This is a genomic window from Neobacillus sp. SuZ13 (genome assembly GCF_030123365.1).
Taxonomy (GTDB): Bacteria; Bacillota; Bacilli; order Bacillales; family Cytobacillaceae; genus Neobacillus.
On the sequence record NZ_CP126107.1, the window covers coordinates 569,057 to 589,093 of the forward strand.

At 39.0% G+C, this 20,037-nt stretch carries 17 protein-coding genes; 12 read left to right on the top strand and 5 right to left on the bottom strand.

Going from position 1 to position 20,037, the window contains the following annotated elements; all coding sequences use genetic code 11:
• Nucleotides 1–98: 98 nt before the first annotated feature.
• The gene (locus QNH17_RS02685) at nt 99–332 is read right to left on the bottom strand and encodes a hypothetical protein (RefSeq protein ID WP_283877281.1); all 234 of its coding nucleotides are present in this window, start codon (nt 330–332) and stop codon (nt 99–101) included.
• A gap of 193 nt (nt 333–525) precedes the next feature.
• Here QNH17_RS02685 and QNH17_RS02690 point away from each other — a divergent pair, with 193 nt between their 5' ends.
• From QNH17_RS02690 to ebgA, 10 genes are all read left to right on the top strand, one after another.
• Entirely contained in the window at nt 526–1,059 is a 534-nt protein-coding gene (locus tag QNH17_RS02690; RefSeq protein WP_283877282.1) for a DinB family protein, read from the top strand.
• Nucleotides 1,060–1,098: 39 nt separating this feature from the next.
• On the top strand, nt 1,099–1,854 hold the full coding sequence (locus QNH17_RS02695; protein WP_283877283.1) for an NRDE family protein: 756 nt from the start codon (nt 1,099–1,101) through the stop codon (nt 1,852–1,854).
• Nucleotides 1,855–2,256: 402 nt separating this feature from the next.
• On the top strand, nt 2,257–3,999 hold the full coding sequence (locus QNH17_RS02700; RefSeq protein ID WP_283877284.1) for a sensor histidine kinase: 1,743 nt from the start codon (nt 2,257–2,259) through the stop codon (nt 3,997–3,999).
• Nucleotides 3,996–4,790, top strand: coding sequence for a response regulator transcription factor (locus QNH17_RS02705; protein ID WP_481858565.1), 795 nt, complete (start codon nt 3,996–3,998; stop codon nt 4,788–4,790). The genes QNH17_RS02700 and QNH17_RS02705 overlap by 4 nt, the downstream gene beginning before the upstream one ends.
• Nucleotides 4,791–4,935: 145 nt before the next feature.
• Nucleotides 4,936–6,189, top strand: coding sequence for an ABC transporter substrate-binding protein (locus QNH17_RS02710; RefSeq protein ID WP_283879415.1), 1,254 nt, complete (start codon nt 4,936–4,938; stop codon nt 6,187–6,189).
• Between the two features lie 24 nt (nt 6,190–6,213).
• Complete coding sequence (locus QNH17_RS02715) at nt 6,214–7,161, top strand: carbohydrate ABC transporter permease (protein ID WP_481858566.1); 948 nt, start codon at nt 6,214–6,216, stop codon at nt 7,159–7,161.
• A 36-nt stretch (nt 7,162–7,197) separates the two neighbouring features.
• On the top strand, nt 7,198–8,028 hold the full coding sequence (locus tag QNH17_RS02720; RefSeq protein ID WP_283877285.1) for a carbohydrate ABC transporter permease: 831 nt from the start codon (nt 7,198–7,200) through the stop codon (nt 8,026–8,028).
• 112 nt (nt 8,029–8,140) lie between these two features.
• Nucleotides 8,141–9,439: an MFS transporter gene (locus QNH17_RS02725; protein WP_283877286.1), complete on the top strand. Its 1,299-nt coding sequence runs from the start codon at nt 8,141–8,143 to the stop codon at nt 9,437–9,439.
• Between the two features lie 15 nt (nt 9,440–9,454).
• Entirely contained in the window at nt 9,455–11,176 is a 1,722-nt protein-coding gene (locus QNH17_RS02730; RefSeq protein ID WP_283877287.1) for an amylo-alpha-1,6-glucosidase, read from the top strand.
• 65 nt (nt 11,177–11,241) lie between these two features.
• A complete protein-coding gene (ebgA, locus tag QNH17_RS02735) occupies nt 11,242–14,295 on the top strand; it encodes a beta-galactosidase subunit alpha (RefSeq protein WP_283877288.1) in 3,054 nt (1,017 codons plus the stop codon).
• A gap of 97 nt (nt 14,296–14,392) precedes the next feature.
• Here ebgA and QNH17_RS02740 read toward each other — a convergent pair whose 3' ends face one another.
• The 4 genes from QNH17_RS02740 to QNH17_RS02755 form a co-directional block, all read right to left on the bottom strand.
• Entirely contained in the window at nt 14,393–15,184 is a 792-nt protein-coding gene (locus tag QNH17_RS02740) for a metal-dependent hydrolase (RefSeq protein WP_283877289.1), read from the bottom strand.
• Nucleotides 15,185–15,270: 86 nt separating this feature from the next.
• Nucleotides 15,271–16,416, bottom strand: coding sequence for a glycosyltransferase family 4 protein (locus tag QNH17_RS02745; protein WP_283877290.1), 1,146 nt, complete (start codon nt 16,414–16,416; stop codon nt 15,271–15,273).
• Between the two features lie 23 nt (nt 16,417–16,439).
• Complete coding sequence (locus QNH17_RS02750; RefSeq protein ID WP_283877291.1) at nt 16,440–16,967, bottom strand: phosphatase PAP2 family protein; 528 nt, start codon at nt 16,965–16,967, stop codon at nt 16,440–16,442.
• Between the two features lie 18 nt (nt 16,968–16,985).
• Complete coding sequence (locus QNH17_RS02755; RefSeq protein ID WP_283877292.1) at nt 16,986–17,246, bottom strand: hypothetical protein; 261 nt, start codon at nt 17,244–17,246, stop codon at nt 16,986–16,988.
• A gap of 445 nt (nt 17,247–17,691) precedes the next feature.
• Here QNH17_RS02755 and QNH17_RS02760 point away from each other — a divergent pair, with 445 nt between their 5' ends.
• Together QNH17_RS02760 and QNH17_RS02765 are read left to right on the top strand one after the other, a co-directional pair.
• Nucleotides 17,692–18,867 carry an ABC transporter substrate-binding protein gene (locus tag QNH17_RS02760; RefSeq protein ID WP_283877293.1) on the top strand — a complete coding sequence of 392 codons (1,176 nt, stop codon included), beginning with the start codon at nt 17,692–17,694 and terminating at the stop codon, nt 18,865–18,867.
• Between the two features lie 243 nt (nt 18,868–19,110).
• Nucleotides 19,111–20,013, top strand: a complete 903-nt coding sequence (locus QNH17_RS02765) for an acyl-ACP desaturase (RefSeq protein ID WP_283877294.1) — start codon at nt 19,111–19,113, stop codon at nt 20,011–20,013.
• Nucleotides 20,014–20,037 lie beyond the last annotated feature (24 nt).

Sequence of the window (20,037 nt, forward strand, 5' to 3'; positions counted from 1 at the left end):
ACCACTCCATTACTCATGTACGTACATCCAACCGTCGTTGGTTAGATTAACAAGTTTAACACAGTTCACCCGAGATTTCCCCTTGAAATATTTGTGTGCTAATGAGTGAAAAATCCCAAGGCATATTTAATACCTTCTTCAATATCATTTGTTTCATATCCTGCTAAGTCCTCATGGGTCACTTCCAGTTTAGTTCTTGCTAAGGAATAACCGCTATCTAGTTCGATATCAAGGAGTACTTCATACCCTAAGGCGGTTTGGGTTATATCAATAATGTCATATTCGCGAATCGCTGTCCCTGTTTCGTATTCTAATGGTTCTAATTCTGACATGAGAAACAACACCTCCAAATGAATTCGTTCATAGCTATTATCATTTCCAAAGTTACGGATGAAACATCGGAAATAGATGTTATTCTTTTTAGCAATTTCAGCCTATTAGAGGATTTACTCTAGGTTAAAAGGATTTACTAAGCTGATGGCGAATTAGAATAAGTGGTTTATTTTCCCATACGGAGGTAATAACATGGATTTGGATACATTATATATAATCGATCAAAAAGATAGTTTGGGGATGGAGTTCAGTAAATTGGTGTCGATGATGAATTATACAAGGTACACCACGATTGAAGCTGTAAAGGGACTAACAGTGGAAGAATTGGACTTCCTTTTTGATGAAGAGGCGAATTCAATCGGAATGCTGCTGGCTCATTTCGCTGCGGTCGAAAAGACGTATCAAGTTTTAACGTTTGAGAACCGGGATCTAAATGAGAAAGAGTTAAGCATCTTACTTCCTGCCCTAGATTTAGGAAATCTTGGGCGAGAAACCATTAAGGGCAATACAATTGATTATTACTTGGAGCAAATGGCTGAAGCACGGAATACAACCATCGAAATGTTTAAAACGTTTCCTGATGAATGGTTATATGAACAAACGCCGTTTTGGCACGAGCGTTATGCGAATAATTTCTTTAAATGGTTCCATGTGTTTGAAGATGAGCTGAGTCATAGAGGTCAGATTCGTCTGATCAAAAAAATGTTCAATAAACGTAAAGGTTGAAAAAGCCAGGGATAATTGATTAGAAGGCTGTGATTTCTGATGTGTTTAATACTTTTTGCTTATCAAGTCCATCCAATCTACAAGCTCATTGTGGCAGCAAACCGAGATGAATTCCTTGGGCGTCCTACATCCTCAGTCCATTACTGGGAAGACTGGCCTGACATCCTTGCCGGCAGGGATTTAGAAAAAATGGGTACCTGGATGGGGGTTACTACAACGGGACGGTTTGCAGCGTTGACCAATTATCGCGATCCGAAGGAAGTAACGGAAGGAAAGCGCTCACGGGGCGAATTGGTTGCCGATGCCTTGAAACACAAAGGAAATGTAGAGGATTATATGATAGATCTTGGAGAACGTAAGGATCTGTACCCAGGCTATAACTTATTGGCCGGTGATGGAAATGGACTATTTTATTTTTCAAATAAAGGGCAAGGACTGAAAAAAATTGTACCTGGGATTTATGGTGTCAGCAACCATTTATTAAATACTGAGTGGCCAAAGGTTCAAAAAGGTAAGGCTGGTATGTCCAAAATGATCAACGGGGATCAGGATGGGATGGTAGAACGCCTTTTCGGCATCCTTCAAGATACGGACCAAGCTCCAGACGAACTTCTTCCAAACACAGGCGTTTCATTAGAATGGGAAAGAAGGCTTTCACCACTGTTCATAAAAAGTGAGAACTACGGTACAAGGAGCTCCACCATCATGTTGATGTCGGACAAAGAAATTCACTACGTGGAACGAGTTTTCTCTATGGAAGGCATAAGTGAACAGAAATATAAGATTGAATTATAAAATTTTGTGAATCTAAATGAAGGGTCAAGGAAAGTTTTCTCTCCTTGACCCTTCATTTTTTATTTTCATAAGGCTGTGTTAAAGGTTAATGTTGTTTTTGGCACCCTGTTGATTGGAGTGGAAGGCACGAAGACTCCTGCGGGAGGACGGGGCAGGGGAGACCCCACAGGAGCGCAGCGACGAGGAGGCTCCCCGGACCGCCCGCGGAAAGCGAAGTGCCTGGAGCGGAAATCAACAGGCAAGTTTAACAGAGACTTTCATAAAAGTGGTCGTAACTACCAACTAAAAACACAGGAGATCTCTATAGAAATTATAACAACTCTGGTTTATGATAAGGGAGATTTATGAAAACGATTACCTGTAATAAAAGGATGAGAATGCAATTATGGGGAATGTGATATCATGCAAAGATTACAAGGTTTGAATATGACGCTCAAAGTTATTAAACATATATCCACAAAACTAAAAAATCAATTGTATGGCAGTTTTCGAACCAAGTTGATGCTATTTTTTATCGTAGTGGCACTGATTCCTCTTCTTTTATTCGGTTATCTCTCTTATCAAAAATCATCCACGATTGTAAATAAACAATTTAATGATTATGAAAACTTTGCTGTTTCACAGCTTGAAACGCAATTAGAAAATACCATTAATCAGATGTTTGTCGTTTCAAATGATATACATCAATATTTATCTGACCCTACCTTAATAGTCATTAAAGAGGAGATTCCACGGACCTATGAAGGATTCATAGAGAAAAAGAATTTTGAGAGATTCCTTGAAGCTCATAAAACTTTTAATACGAAAGGAATCTACTTAATAACAAGTTCTGGATATTATTATGGGGGAAACCGTCTCAATTCTCAAAAACTGTTTCAAATGCCATTTTGGAAGGAAGCAAACAAAATAAAACAAGGGGATCGCTGGATTGGATTTTATAAAGCTAATCATTATGATAGCAACAAAACACCAGAATCAATGATTGGTCTTGTATTGCCGATCCAGAGCCAATATGGAATTTTAAAGGGAAGTAAGCTGCTGATAGAGACGAATGCCGAGGAGCTTTTTTCATATATTACGTATCTTGAAAGAGATGTCCACGCCTTTATAACCATTTATAATGAGAAGAATAAGATCCTTTACCGAACAAAGGAAAATAGGGAGAGACTTTCCAGTGACGTTGTCAGGGTGAAAAATATTAATGCCTTTGGCTGGAAAATTGAAGTCCGAGTCCCTGAAAAATTATTTTACCAATCTTCGGATGTTATCTTTAACTATACTATGATGGGTATTTTCTTTTTAATTATCCTGGCAATCATTCTAGCGATGGTCTTTTCTGCACCGCTTGCAAAACGAATCAGAAAGTTAAAGGAGTCAATGGAACTAGTAAGTGTTGGTGAGCTGCATACTCAGATTCCTGTACAAGAAAACGATGAAATTGGGAAATTAACAATGAGTTTTAATCAGATGGTCCAACAAATTAAGGAATTAATTAATGAAATTGGAGAAACGGAACGGCTAAAAAGGAAAGCGGAATTAAGGGCATTTCATTATCAAATCAATCCCCATTTGTTGTTTAATACGCTAAACTCCATTCAGTGGAAGGCAAGGCTTAGTAACGCCAAGGAAGTTCAGCAAATGATTTACCATCTCACCGAAGTTCTTCATGAAAATCTCAATTTTTCTGATGAATTGATTCCGTTAAAAAAAGAGCTGGATACAATCAGACACTATTTGAAAGTGCAGGAAATCCGTTTTGGACATATGTTTGATTACCTAGAAAAGGTCAATCCGGAAAGCCTTGATTATTTGATACCTAGGTTGTCCTTACAGCCATTATTTGAAAATATTTTTTTTCATGCCTTTGAAGACGGACAAGGAAAAATTAAATTAACCATTGCAGATCATTCAGACTTCTTAGAGCTTTTCTTGAGTGATAACGGAAAAGGAATGAGTGAACAAACAGCACTAAACTTACTCAAAAACCATTCCACAAAGGACAAAGTACGGGGAATAGGTGTGTTTAATGTCGATCAGCGGCTTAAGCTTCATTTTGGAAGTGAATATGGCCTGATAATAGAATCAAGTCCAAAGGCTGGAACAACGATTAAAATACGTTGGCCAAAAAGGAGGATGTCCACGTGATCAAAGTCATAGTAGTTGATGATGAATATATCGTCCGAAAAGGGTTAATGGCCACGGTAAATTGGAAGAAATTCAATATGGAAGTGGTAGCGGATGCATCTAACGGTCAAAAGGGGTGGGAAATGTTCCTTGAACACTCTCCCGAGGTTGTCATTACTGATATTGTCATGCCAGAACAGAACGGCATTGAACTGGCCCGAAAAATTAAAAAAGCCGCACCAGCCACGAAGGTCCTGCTATTAAGCTGCCATCGGGATTTCGAATATGCCCAGGAAGGCATTAAGGTGGGGGCTTCTGGTTATATTTTAAAAACTGCTTTCCAAGATGATGAATTTGAAGAATACCTTAAACAATTCACTGATGAAATCCAAAAATCAGAAGAGAAAGAACAAGACACTAATGAACCGGAAGGCTTAACATATGGAATTGATGATAAATGGCCGGAACCAATTCAAAAAGCGGTTCTAATGATTACGAAGGACCTTTCAGAATCCTACTCATCGGTTGATGTGGCCCATGAAGTCGGCCTTAGTAGAAGCCATTTTAGCACACTTTTTAGTAAGTCCGTCGGAGAAAGTTTCCAAACATTTACGGAAAAGATAAAACTAAATACTGCCTGTGAATTGCTTGAAACCACTTCTCATACGTTACAGGAAATAGGGGAAAAGGTTGGGGTGTATGACGGTAAATATTTTAGTAAATGGTTTAAAAAATGTACGGGACATACACCATCTGATTATCGTCAAACAAAAAGGAGAATCCATTCGGACAAATTTACCCCTTTACGTTAAATATTACAGAAAATAAAAACATTATTACTAACAAGTTAAGATGAATTTCAGTGTGAGACCGCTTTCATTAGAAGTACAATGAAGGCGGTTAATTTTTTATCTAAAAAGGGGGAAATTCAGAGTGAGGAAAATTAGCTTTCTAGCCATGATTTTATTAGTAGTTAGTATCTTCTCCTTGGCCGCTTGTTCGAACAGCAGTTCAGGGGAAAAAACCTCTGGTGGTAATGGGGATGTGAAGGATGGAAAAGGATCTACTACACTTCGCTTTGCTACCTGGGACTCGGGTGAGGCTTTGAAAATTCAACAGGATATCGCCAAAAAATTTGAAGAAAAGAATCCTGGTGTAAAGGTTCAAGTAGAGGCCTATGGTGATGGCTTTGATCAGAAACTGGCTGCTTCCTTTGGGGCAAAGAATCCACCGGATATGATGTATATGTGGAATTTCCCAGCATATTACGAATCACTTGAGCCGCTTGATGCTTATATCGACGGTGATGCAGAAATGGATATGGATGATTTTTATCAAGGGTTATTTAATTATTCCAGCATGAACGGAAAAATTTATGGCATGCCTGCTGGTTTCACAACACGGGTTGTGTATTATAACAAAGATTTATTTGATGCAGCTAACGTCGCTTATCCAAAGGATGGCTGGTCATGGGACGATTTTAAAGAGATTTCTAAAAAATTGTCAGACCCGAGCAAAAAGCAATACGGTTTTGGGGTAGTACCAGAGCCAGACACGTATGATCTCCAAGGGTTGGTATGGAGCAATGGCGGCAGTTTCATCAGTAAAGACGGGAAAGAAGTTAAGGGCTATATGAACAGTCCTGAAACAATTGAATCAATTCAAATTTTAAGTGACCTTCTTAAGGATAAAAGCGCTGTTCTTGTTGGCGGAAAAAACCAACAAAGCGGTGATGATATTTTCAAGGCAGGAAAGATCGCCATGTGGGAAAGTGGTATTTGGCCTTTAGAAGGATTTAAAGAAGCCAAGATCAATTTTGGAACAGTTGAAGTTCCATCATTTGGGGACAAGCAAGCAAAAGGAGTTATTGCTTCCTCTGCAGTTTCGGTAGCAAAGGATTCTAAGCATAAAGATCTTGCTTACAAATTTGTGAAGTTTTATTCCTCACCTGAAGCAATTAAAATGCGTACGGCGGATTTACCCGTTCGAATCAGTGTGGTAAAGGAATTGAATATGGAGCAAGATCCATTAATAAGCCCCTTCTATAAAATGCTTGAACGATCTGATGATACACCAGCATTTCTTTTAAACAGCAATTGGAATGAAATCAACCGGAACCTTTCTGCAGCCGTAAATGCAGTTATGCTTGGACAGGATGCTGAGAAATTACTAAATAAAGCCGCAAAGGACTCTGAGAAATATATGAAGTAGTAAGACTAAATAAGTGGGGTGTTCATGATGAAATCTTTACCTGCCTCTCCAACACCCTATGTGGAAATAAACAAGAAAAAGAAAATAAAGTGGGACAAGATTGTCCCACTTCTTTTTATCTCCCCATGGGTAATTGGATTTCTTGCTTTTACGCTCGGACCATTAGTATATTCTCTTTTTATCAGCTTCTATGATTGGCCGGTTGTCGGTGAGGCGACATTTATCGGTCTAGATAACTATAAGACAATGTTTACGGACGATCCGCTTTTTTGGAAGTCATTAGGGGTGACGGTTAAATTCGCTGCGCTGTTTGTTCCTTTAAATATTATTGTAGCTCTAGTTTTAGCCATTTTATTGAATCAAAATGTAAAAGGTCACTCCTTTTTCCGAACCTTTTTCTACCTGCCATCCGTCATTTCGGGCGTTGCTCTTGCGATGATCTGGGCTTGGGTATTCAATGGTGAATACGGTATTCTTAATTACTTTCTTTCCTTGGTTGATATAACAGGTCCTAATTGGCTCAATGAGACGGGCTGGGCGCTTGTAGCGATGGTAATTGCCAGCCTTTGGGGTCAAGGTACGATGATGTTAATTTTCCTGGCAGGTTTAAAAGGTATTTCAAGAGAACTTTATGAAGCTGCATCTATCGATGGAGCTAATAAAATTACTCAGTTCTTCAAAATCACCTTGCCGCTCTTAACACCAACCATACTATTTAATGTCATCACAACGATAATAGCAGCTTTCCAGCAATTGACGTTAGCTCTGCTATTAACTGGCGGCGGACCGCTCAATTCAACCTATTTTTACGCAATGTATGTTTACGAAAATGCCTTTAAATATTTTAAAATGGGATACTCTTCCGCAAATGCATGGTTTATGTTTTTGATTGTTTTAGGGTTAACAATGCTAGTGTTTAAATCCTCGTCGGCCTGGGTTTACTACGAAGGAGAAGTTAAAAAGAAGAAATAGGATTGCAGCCAATTTATCAATTCGAGGGGTTTTATTATGAAAATAAAAAGAAGGGTTGAAAAAACCTTTATATACGCTCTTTTATTCTTTTTCTCGCTGTTATTCCTGGCGCCATTATTTTGGATGGTAACCACATCATTAAAATCACCTGAAGAGCTTTATCTGTTCCCGCCAAAGTGGATTCCCTCCAGTCTTCACTTTGAAAATTTTAAGGAAGCCTGGATATCCCAGCCCTTCACGCAATTTCTAACAAATTCACTCACGGTGACCATCTTGGCAACTCTGGGTCAAATAGTTTCGTCTTCACTGGTTGCCTATGGGTTTGCAAGATTTACTTTCAAAGGACGGGATTTCTTATTTATGGTTCTTCTAGCCACAATGATGATTCCGTGGGAAGTAACGATGATTCCTTTATACATGGAATTTAACTTCCTTGGCTGGATCAATACGCTAAAACCATTGATTGTTCCCGCCTGGTTCGGTGCTCCATTTTATATCTTTTTGATGCGCCAGTTTATTATGGGCATCCCCAAAGAGCTGGATGAAGCAGCGAGGATAGATGGTGCAAACTCGTTCCAAATTTTTTATAAAATTTATCTTCCGTTAATGAATCCGGTTTTAATTTTAGTTGGAGTGTTCAGCGTGTTGAACTGCTGGAATGATTACCTAGGGCCTCTCGTATTTCTAAATGACCAGAGTAAATATACTTTGACACTTGGACTTGCACAGTTCAAAGGAATGTTTGGTGTGGATATGGAGGGAATCATGGCGATAACCTTCCTAATCAGCATCCCGCCGCTCATTCTTTTCTTCGCTGCACAGCGTTACATTGTCGAGGATGTGTCTAAGTCAGGGGTAAAGGGATAACGAGTGAAAACAATGACTAATTAGAAGGGGTTATCCCTTCTGATTGGTTAGGTTTATCAATGGGATATGACTATCCTATAACTTTTGGTTATATGAAAGGTTGAAACACTCTATGATACAGTCGTTACGATTTCTTACATTGCCGTCTGGTGTGAAACGTTTTTTAGCCACAGAATCTCTATACGGGCTGAGCATTGGAATGTTTACCTTAATTTTGAATCTACATTTAATTGAAATGGGTATGACAGAAAAGCAAATAGGACTCATCACCTCAATGGGTATTTTAGTAATGGGAATCCTTGCAATACCTGTGAGTATCTTGGCTAAAAAAACAGGCCGGAAAAAGCTGCTGGTTACAGGGATTACAAGTATTGCCATTGGATGCAGCATTTTTGCTTTTGCAGAAGGCTTTGCATTCTTTTTTTGTGCCCAATTTGTAGTTTCTATGGGTCTAACGCTTGTGGAAACAACGGAAATTCAGTTGTTGTTCCATTATAGCCGCTCAAAAAGGGAAGAAACCCAGGCTTATAGCTTTTTATTCGCAGTGTTTACTGCTTTCTTGGGAGCGGGAACGCTGATTGGCGGCTTTTTGCCACAGTGGATTGAGCTTTCAGAGAGAGGCTACCAAAATACATTGTTAGCCACATCCGTATTGTTTCTATTATTAGCTTTTACAAGGGGAAGTTTGCTGCCAACTGAGCAACGAAGGAAAACAGCTGCGCGGGAAGATCAAGATCATCAGCGGATTAAAGGTCCTGAACCGAAAACTTTCGTTGAAACTAAAAGCAAGCGTACGAGAGAAGTAAAGCAAAAGTTATTATATTTTGCTGTTTTCGCACTAATTACTGGTGGTGCAGCATCCTGTCTACAGCCTTACTTGAATTTATTTATTAAGTTTCGTTTCGATTTCTCGAATGAGTCTGTTTCGATACTGCTGGCTCTAAATGGTCTGGCGCTGTTTATCGGTTCTGTTTTTTCACCAGCACTGATCGACCGTTTCGGGGTGAAAAAGACATTTCTTTATATTTACATGGTGAATATCATTCTTTGCCTTCTGTTATTTTTAAACATCAATTCTTATATCTTTTCCGCGTTTTTATTAGTAAGAGGCGGGGTATTTACGATGCTGACCAATCTGGCTGACAGTTTATCCATGTCATCATTTAAGGATGAAGAAAGGGATTTGTATGCAGGAATGAGAGCCGTATTTCGCAGCGTGGGTTCGTCGTTAGCCGCATTTCTTGTCGGGATCATCTTAGCTGGAAAAAACTATACCCTTCCCTTTATTTTAGCGGGTCTGCTTCTCCTTCTCGGTTATGCATATTTTACTTATTTAATCAGACCGAAATTCTTTGAAACGGATCAAGAGTTCCGGGTGAATACGAATGATCGGATAACAAATGAATGTTGAAAGTGAGTGGATCTAATGTTTGATATAAAAAAAATCCCTTTCAGCCGTTATGGTTCTTTTATAACCATTTCACCAAATCATCACGAGGACGGGGATAGTCCGCTGTACCTCCGCAATATCCGAAATGGAGACAATGAGTTTGGAGAGGTGTTCCGGATTGATATTACCTTTGAGGGAAGCCCCCTTCCTTATAATGCGGTACTCCTTCCGAGTATGCTCCGGCTCGAAAACACGGCAGGGTTTGCAGAATTTTGTATAACAGAATCCCGTGTTTTACAAATTAGAAGTCATGGAGTTGGCGTAAGGCTGACAGGTATTACTGGTGCTTATGATTATGCAGTTGCGGTAGAAGAGGATCGCTGGGAAGTTAACCATTCCCGTCAGGAAATGCGATACATGCTTACTTCGATAAAGGGACGCCTCGTTGTGGACGCACCTTTCATAGAGCAGCGTTGTGAAAAAATTATTGTCGATTTTCTTCCGAATTCAGACATGGAGGAAATGGAAGGTGTAATTGAGGAGTTTACGACCATTTACACGAACCGCTCCTATTCTGCTTTTACAAAAGGGCATAAAAATGTTGCAAAGGAATATGAGTCATGGTTAGAAAATACCCTTGAGATTCCGGATAAGTATGCAAAAGGAAAAGAGAAAGCCGCCTATATTACTTGGTCCTGTGTTGTTCCGTCTGAAGGAATGCTTACTAGGCCGGCGATGTATATGTCGAAGAACTGGATGACAAACATTTGGAGTTGGGATCACTGCTTTAATGCCCTTGCATTAGCAAAAAATAACCCCGAGCTCGCCTGGGACCAGTTTATGATCTTTTTTGATTTACAGGATGAATCAGGGATGCTGCCGGACTTCGTCAATAATAGGTCTGCGTTATGGAATTTTACCAAACCGCCCATCCACGGCTGGACTCTAAGGCGGATGTGGGAACAAAACGATTTTGTTATAGAGGAAAAGCTTCGGGAAGTCTATCAGCCGCTAGAGAAGTGGACGAAGTGGTGGCTGACGTTCCAAGACAGCGACCAAGACGGAATTCCGCAATATAATCATGGAAATGACAGTGGTTGGGATAACAGCACAATTTTTCACAAAGGAACACCAGTTGAAAGTCCCGACCTTTCTTCTTTCCTAGTAATTCAAATGGAGGTTCTGTCGGAGATTGCCTGTAAGCTGGGAAAATATGATGAGGCTAAACAATGGATGGATGAATCTCAAGCATTGTTAAGTAGAGTGATTGACCATTTTTGGGAAGGGCATAACTTTGTAGCAAAACGCTCAGGAACACATGAAGTCATCGAATCTAACAGTCTGGTCTTATATATCCCTATGATTCTCGGAAATAGGCTTCCGCCTGAAATCTTAAATAGACTGGTAGAAGATATAACGTCCAGAGGGTTTTTAACAGAATATGGACTAGCAACCGAGATGCCAGACAGTCCGTTCTACAGAAATGATGGATATTGGCGAGGGCCAATCTGGGCACCAACCACTTTGCTGCTCGTGGATGGGTTGCTTTCATCTGGCAAAAAGGAGGCAGCTCTCGAAGTGGCAGAGAAATTCTGTGCAATGGCAACAAAATCAGGTATGGCGGAAAACTTTGATGCACTAACTGGGACTGGACTTCGTGACCCAGCATTTACTTGGACATCGAGTGTATTCCTTATCCTTGGACAACTTCTCGCTGCAGAGAGCCGACGGGTGAAGATAAGTAAGGCTGGCTGCTAAATATTTAAACATTTTACGTTACCTCCGAATTGGAATAAAAACTCAAACGATTGAGGGGTTAAATGATGAAAAAATTTAAAAGATGGGAAAACATCTATACAGATGGTATAAACCGCTTGGATGCTCGTGCTCACTTTAACAGCTATCCTTCTCTTGGTGAGGCTGAAACGTGTGATGCGGTCAATAGCCACTACTATCAAAAACTTAATGGAATTTGGAAATTTACTTTTCTAGAAGCCCCTGAATATTGGCCAGATGGCTTTTATTACGAGGATTTAGATACGAAAGATTGGGATGAAATTGCTGTTCCTGGCAACTGGCAAATGCAAGGGTACGGGAAGATGCATTATTCTGATCTGTGGTACAATTTCCCGATTATTCCACCGCGTGTCCCTACAGAAAACCCAACAGGTATTTATCGACGAGAATTTGAGTTTAATCGGAATATAGAAGGAGAACAATTAATCCTTCGATTTAATGGTGTTGATTCTGCCTTCGAATTTTATATTAATGGAGAATTTGCAGGCTATAGTAAAGGTGCTCGAATACAATCAGAATTTGATATTACGAAATTGTGCAGACAGGGTACAAACAGTTTGACTGTCCGCGTGTTTCAGTGGTCAGATGGGACGTATTTAGAAGACCAAGATATGTGGTGGTTAAGCGGAATTTTTCGGGACGTTGAACTATATACTCGACCAGTAACAGGACTATATGACTTTACCGTTACCACGGAGTTTGATAAGGAGTGGAAGGACGCTGCCCTTACCGTTTCAGTTTCGCTGACACAACAGCGCAACCAAAATATTATTTATCAATTAATGGATCCAGATGGCAAGCAAGTTTTTATCGAGGAAAAAAGAGCTGACGAACCTTTTAGCATGGATATAGTGTCCCCCTTGAAATGGAGTGCGGAGCAGCCTAATTTATACCACCTCTATATGACTGTAAAGGAAGATAAAAATATTATTGAAGTCATTCATCAGCACGTAGGATTTCGTTCTATTGTCATGGAGGATGATACATTCCTTGTAAATGGCGTGGCAATTAAGTTCAAGGGTGTGAATCGTCATGACTATAACCCGAGAACAGGGAGGGTTGTCACTCGAGAAGAAATTGAGCGCGATATAAAGACAATGAAACAAAATAATATTAATGCTATTCGTACGGCTCATTATCCGAATGCGCATTATTTTTATGATCTTTGCGATCAATACGGGATGTATGTGATTGATGAGGCGGATTTAGAATGTCATGGTTTTGAATTGACAGGGAAGTATGATTGGATCAGTAATGATCCAGCATGGGAAACGGCGTATGTTTCAAGGCTGGAACGGATGATTGAACGTGATAAAAACCACCCGTGTATTATTATGTGGTCGCTTGGAAATGAATCAGCTTTTGGTGATAATTTCCGAGCAATGGCTAAGCGTGCCAAGGAAATGGACCCGACTCGCCTTGTTCATTATGAAGGAGATTCTAAAGCGGAGGTGACAGATGTATACAGCACGATGTATACATGGCTAGAACATAAGGAAAGACGGACGATGGATCAGGTGATTGAAAAGTCAAAAAAACCTCATATTCTCTGTGAATATGCCCATGCCATGGGAAATGGACCTGGAAACTTAAAAGAATACCAAGACTTATTTTATAAGTATGATAAACTCCAAGGCGGATTTGTTTGGGAGTGGTTTGATCATGGGATTGAAACGGTGGCAGAGGATGGTACGGTTTACTATCAGTACGGTGGTGATTTTGGTGATGACCCGACGAATGGAAACTTCTGTATCGATGGGTTAATCATGCCGGATGGTACACCGTCCCCAAGTCTATATGAGTATAAAAAAGTGATTGAACCAGTTCAAACAGAATGGATTGATACCGAGAAGGGCATTTTCCGGCTCATTAATCGATATGATTTTTTATCATTAGACCATTTGAATTTAACATGTTCGTTATTTGAAGATGACCGATTGATTGAAGCCTTTGATATAGAGCTTCCAAAGATGGCGGGACGGGAAACGGCAGAGATTCAGCTGACAGCTGGACAGGACATTGAAAAAGTAAGCGGAGCCAATTATTATTTGGTATTTTCATATAAATTAAATCAGGATACATCTTGGGCACGGAAAGGACATGAATTAGCGAACGCTTCCTTTGTGCTCTCGGCCAGGTCAAAATTACTTAAGGCGCATGGTGATGGCGAACTCCTGGTTAAAAAAGATGGAGCATTCCTAAACGTAAGTGGTAATGATTTTACCATTACCTTCGATTGTGTCAAAGGAACACTTAAACAAGTAACTCGGAATGGGAAAATACAGATTGAAAAAGGCCCGCAGTTTAACTTCTGGCGTGCACCGATTGACAATGATATGTACTTGCTTAATGATTATCGAGGAAAATATTTCATGCATCTCGGACATGAAATCGTTGAAAATATTCGCTTTGAGTTGAAAGATGGCGTATTTGTATGGTGTGCGGATGCACTGTATGGTACAACAAACAGTTCTTGGTATTATCAACTTAAGTATCAATACACGATCTATCCGGATGGTGACATTCTTTGCAGCATCGACGGAATGGCTTCTGGTATGAAAGATAATGCTCCAGAAATGGTGCCCCGCCTCGGTCTGCACCTGCAGTTAAATAATGATTTTGACCAAACACAATGGCGCGGAAGAGGTCCAGGGGAGAGTTATCCAGATTCAAAACAGGCGAATCCTCTTGGTGTCTACAGTAAAACGGTTGATGAGCTATTTACTAATTATGTGAAACCTCAAGAGAATGGCAATCGTTCCGACTGTGACTGGGTCAGCTTTACTGATGATGATGCGAATGGACTTATATTTATTGCGAGTGAAACCTTTAACTTTAGCGCATCACACTATGAAGTTAGCGATCTTGAAAAAGCCAAGCATACCGTCGATTTAAAGCCGAGGGACTATGTAGTTTTAAATATTGACTACAAACAAAACGGTCTTGGCAGCAATTCGTGCGGACAGGATCAACTAGAAAAATATCGTTGTAAGTTCGAGGACTTTACCCTAACATTCCGGATATCTTCCTTCAATGCTGAAAAAACCACCGCGGTAGAGCTTGGAAGACAACAATGCTAAGGTTTTTGTTTTAATGAAAGAATCGTTTTACAAAAATAAAGCACCCTCTCGAAGGGTGCCTTTCTCATGAGAATTCCTTATCCACTAAGACTTCTGATCAAAGGCTATGATCGAATTCTTTTTCTTCTCCATAAGCAAGTGTAATCACTGCTGTTTTTGAATAATCCTTTAATAATTCTTGTAACTCTTTATCTTTATCAACCATAAAGTCAACCACAGGAAAAGCTTTTAATAATCGAGTTAATGATTCAGGAGAAGCAGCTGTTTCATTTGTCGGAAAGGTATGACTAGGAATTACATATTTAACATTTAATAGTTTTTTAACAGCATAAGCGGCTTCTTTTGGCCCCATTGTAAAATGGCCCGATGAGGAGAGGATCGCAATGTCAGGATCATACACATCTTGAATCAATTTCATATCTGACATTAATGCCGTATCACCTGAGTGGTAAAGAGTATAATCATCTTTAAAATCAAAAATATAACCTGCCGACTCCCCAGCATAAACAGGAGAACCTTGGGTTTCACCGTAGGAAGAGGTATGTTTTGCTTGAACCATCGTTGCCGTTAACTCCTCAAAGGAGACCGAACCTCCTAGATTAATAGGAAGCACATTCTTCATTCCTTGCTGCAGAAGAATTAAGGCCAATTCATATTGTGCAACAATCATAATGTCAGGCTTATGTTCAACCAACTTGTTAAGACCGCTGGTATGATCAAAATGGCCGTGGGTTAGAAATACACAATCAATTGATTGATAGAAATCAGACGTGTTTAATTGCGGTGGAAAGCCAGGATTTAAATCAAAAAAGGGATCAATTAAATACTTTTTTCCTATCTTACTTTTTAAAACATACATGGCATGCCCGAGCCGTAATATTTTCAGCACAACCACCCCCGAAAACTTTTAAATAACACACCTTAATCAATCTTATTTTTTCATATGGGTAATAAGAACTTGGTATTGGAATATTCTCATGAGATGAATGCTTGTCTGTTTTGTTCATCGATAACGTTTCTGTAATGCCAAATAAGATCTTCAAAAATCCGATCCCATCTCTGTGTTAATGCATAATCCCTTCCGGCGCTTGCCATTTGTTCACGTAGTCCGTCATTAGATAATAGATGAATAATCGCATTACAAAACTCCTGAGTATTACCAGGTCTGCATAAATACCCCGTAACTCCTGATTTAATGATATTCTTAACACCCCCAGCGTTCGCACCTATAACAGGTGTTCCACTGGCAAGGGATTCTAGAACAACATTTCCAAAGGTTTCAGTAGGTGAGGGGAAAACGAATAGATCAGATGCTGAATAGACTTCGGCCAAACTTGTTCCATTTAAGAATCCTGTAAAGGTCATATTTACTGCTGCCTGTGCTTCTAATTCCTTTCGTAATGGACCGTCGCCGACTATTAACCAATGCAATTTCTCATTTATTTCAGCTGGGATTGATTTAGAAACAGTCATTAGTGTCTGTATATCCTTTTCAGGTGCTAATCTGCCTACATATGTTAGCAGATATCTTGCTTTTATAGAGTAAAGGTTTTGAACTGCATTTTTATCATAATGAGGGTGATAAAGTTGGCAATCTACGCCCCGTGGCCAAATTTCTAAATTTGAAAATCCATGGTGCTTTAATTGTAGGTGGGTTTCAAGTGAGGGAACGAAGAGTTTTCTACAGGTTTGATGAAACCAGTGCATGTAATTCCAATGAATCTTTGAAAGAAAATGAAGGTGATAATAGTGTAAATAATCTTCAAAATTGGTGTGATAGGAACCGACAAGCGGTATGTTTAATTTCTTTGCAAAATAAACACCACAAAGGCCGATATTAAATGGGGTTGCAACATGAATCAAATCGGGAGAGAAAGATTTTAATTCCGACCTAATATGAGGAAGGTTTGGAAAAGCTAAGCGACATTCAGGATATAAGAAAAAGGAGCGGCTTTTAAAAAGATGGACATTAGTGGAATGATATTCATCGGAATAAGAGTCAGGTGCAAAGATCTTAAAGGCAATGCCCCGATCCTCTAAAAAATTGGTTAATCGTTTAAGTGTCCTAGCCACCCCGTTGATATCTGGATGAAAGGTATCTGTGAAAATGGCAATTTTCATAATATCCCTCCTGATCGTAATCCTCATAACCACAATAAACAGAAGCAAAGGCTCCCCGTAAGTGAACCGAGTATCCCCCCAGCAATTACATCGGAAGGATAGTGAAGGCCTAAGTAAATTCTAGATATGCCTACACAAAGTCCTAATGGTATCAAGATAAAGGACAGGTAAGGTATGAATAATACATATGGAATGATAACGGAAAAAATTGCAGTGGTATGTCCCGATGGAAAAGAATGATCCTGTAATGGATTTTCCGGAAACTTTGTTTTTTCTATAATTAAATAGGGCCTTTTTCGGGGGAACAGCAACTTTACAAAATGTACTGGTATGTGACTTGCGGCTAAAGCAAGTGCACTGGCAAGGGCAATCAATTTAGTCTCCCTTTGCGAAAACATGATGAGAAGTACAGTGGTTCCAATCGTAAATCTTGCACCACCAAGATGTGTCAGGATGCGGAAAAATAGATTTAATAGTTTTTTATCAAAATGACGATTGACCTGTTGGAATATTCGACATTCGAAGCCATAAAACAATTGTAACACTCTCATAAATGCCATTCCCCTTTATCAATTATTCATTTCCAACAGATCATTTGGTTGTATATTAAACACCTTTACCTTTTGGTTTGGAGGTTTTCTTCTCTCGATATTTTGTTGGATAAGATTGCCGGTGCCGTCTAGAATCATCCTTGGTTTCCGAAATAATGTATCACATTCACTGATTCCCTTTGTATGTACACCTATACCTGTGACCATGTATCCTAGTTCAGCTAAACATGTACATTTAACAGGTCCTTTAAAACCTGCACAGGATACGAAAATCTCCATCCAATCCCTCCCAATAATTTGGTTTACTTAATTGTATATGGGAATGATAAGATTTTTTCTTAATTTAATGTTAAATGAATGTAAAGAAATTGTGATTGGTGGAGTCTTATTTAAATTAAATAATTTTTAGGTTAAAAAATGTTTTTGAGGAAATTAATGGGGGTTATTCTATTTCTTTTATAAAATAACTTCTACAAAAATTAAAAAGAGGAATTACCTAAGAATTTCATTAGATCCAACAATGGAAGCGTTACCATTTTTACTGATAAATCATAAGTTTCAGAAATATTTAAATAAATAGAATAATATACTAGACGAATGAGTAAAGTTGTACTACAATAATATTAATTAAATCACCTAGACAATCACATCGGTATTCATGTTAGAAAATCTAGCAATCTATGATGTGAGTTGTCAGAAAAAATAGAAAAAAGGGGTCCTTATTATGAAAAAGAATTGGGCAAAAATGTTTATGGCCTCCACCTTATTGGCAGGAGTTCTTGCAGGTTGTTCAGGAGCAAAAGAAAATTCAGGCAGTGAAAGTAAAACCATTAAAGTTGGTGTAAACTTAGAGTTATCCGGTGGAGTTGCTTCTTACGGGGAGTCACTTGAAAACGGTATTGATATTGCAGTTGATGAAATCAACAAAAAGGGTGGAGTAAAGGGCAAAAAGATAGAGCTTGTTAAAGTGGATAACAAGTCTGAAGCTGCTGAGGCTACCAATGGCGCGATTAAGTTAACCAGCCAAGACAAAGTAACAGCGATTATTGGTGCAGCAACAAGCGGTAACACCGTAGCGCAGGCACAAATTGCAAATGATACGAAAACAATCCTATTAACACCATCTGGGACAAGCCCGAACGTAACTGTAGCAGATAATGGAAAATTAAACGAATACGTTTTCCGTACATCATTTATTGATCCATTCCAAGGAATTGTAGCTGCTAATTTTGCAGCCAAGGAATTGAAGTTAAATAATGCAGCTATCTTTGCAGACAGTGCCAGCGATTATGCCAAAGGTTTAGCAGCGTCATTTAAAGAAACGTACGAAAAGGCAGGCGGCAAGGTTGTTGCTGAGGAAGCATATGTTGCAAAAGATACAGACTTCCGTGCTACTTTAACTCGTATTAAGGCAAAAAATCCACAATTCATCTTTATTCCTGGATACTATGAAGAAGTTGGATTAATTGTAAAACAAGCTCGTGAATTAGGAATCACTGTTCCGTTAATGGGTGCAGATGGCTGGGATTCACCGAAGTTAGTAGAGTTAGCTGGAGCTGAAGCGTTAAATAATACATTTATCACAAACCATTACACATCTGGAGATCCAGATGAAACAATCCAAAAGTTTGTAACGACTTATAAAGAAAAGTACAACGGAGAATCTCCTAATGCATTTAATGCACTTGGCTATGATACTGTCTATCTATTAGCAGATGCGATTGAACGTGCGGGTGGTACAGATACAGCTAAGATTAAAGAAGCATTAGAGAATACAAAAGATTTATCTAGGATTACTGGTAAGATTACGATCGATAAAGACCACAATCCAATTAAATCTGCGACTGTATTAGAATATAAAGACGGTAAACAAGTGTTTAACACAAAAGTAAATCCGTAAAATTGACAAAAGTGAAATGGAAGGACGATCCCTTCTATTTCACTTTTTTATTTATTGGTTTAATTCAGAATAGTTGTGATACAATTAACTTAGCAACAGGTACTAATATCAGATATAACTTTATCCGCGCCCAAACATTGGTAATTCGCGAATATTTAAATGGGTAGAAATGGGCCCATTTTTTTACGATTAAAGATCGTTTGTACGGTAAACTAATAATATTTACGACAACGGAGGATTTTGATGTTAACAAATGATTTGGACTTTAGATTGGAGCCTAAACTAATAGATTTATATGAAGAACATAAAAAGCGTTCTGAAAAAATAGATTGGGGTTATCATGATTTCTTACCATGGGATAAGGCAATGGATTTCAGGCGTGTTCCCTGGGATGAAAGCCAGGTTACACTGCCTGCATCGATTATTACTGCTGTTGAAACCGCCCTTTTAACCGAAGTAAACCTGCCATGGTTTACCTCGCATCTAGATCAAACATTTAAAGGTTCTTTAACGGTTATTAAAGATTTTGTCCATACTTGGACTGCGGAAGAAGACCAGCATTCAAACCTGCTTGAAACGTATTTATTAATTACACGTAATGTCGATCCGAAGAGGCTCCACCAATTACACAAACAAACGGTTGAGAATGGCTGGAATCCTGATTATCACACGCCTTTTGAAACCATGGTATATACATCATTACAAGAACTAGCAACCATGGTTTTCTATAATAACGTGGCCAAAGGAGCTGGTTCGCATGATAAAGATTTAGCTAGTTTGCTTCGCCGTCTTGCAAAGGATGAAACGCTGCATTATGCCTTTTATCGAGATGTGATTAAATTTCATCTCCAATTGGAACCTAATTACTGTTATCATTTAGGACATGTGATTAAAAACTTCCAAATGCCTGGTACAGTAATGCCTGATTTCGAAGATCGCATGGCCATTATTGCAAAAGAGGCAAACTATGGTCCATTGGAATATTTTGATCAAGTTCTAGATGTGATTGTTAATTATTGGGAGTTGGAAAAATTAAGACCGATTGCACCAGAAGCAGAAAAAGCTAGACTGGATATACTAAATTACCACGCCAGGTTGAAAAGAGTAAGAGATCGTTTTTATAAAAATGGCTCTGTTAAAAGCTAATGTTGATTTTGGCATTCTGTTAAT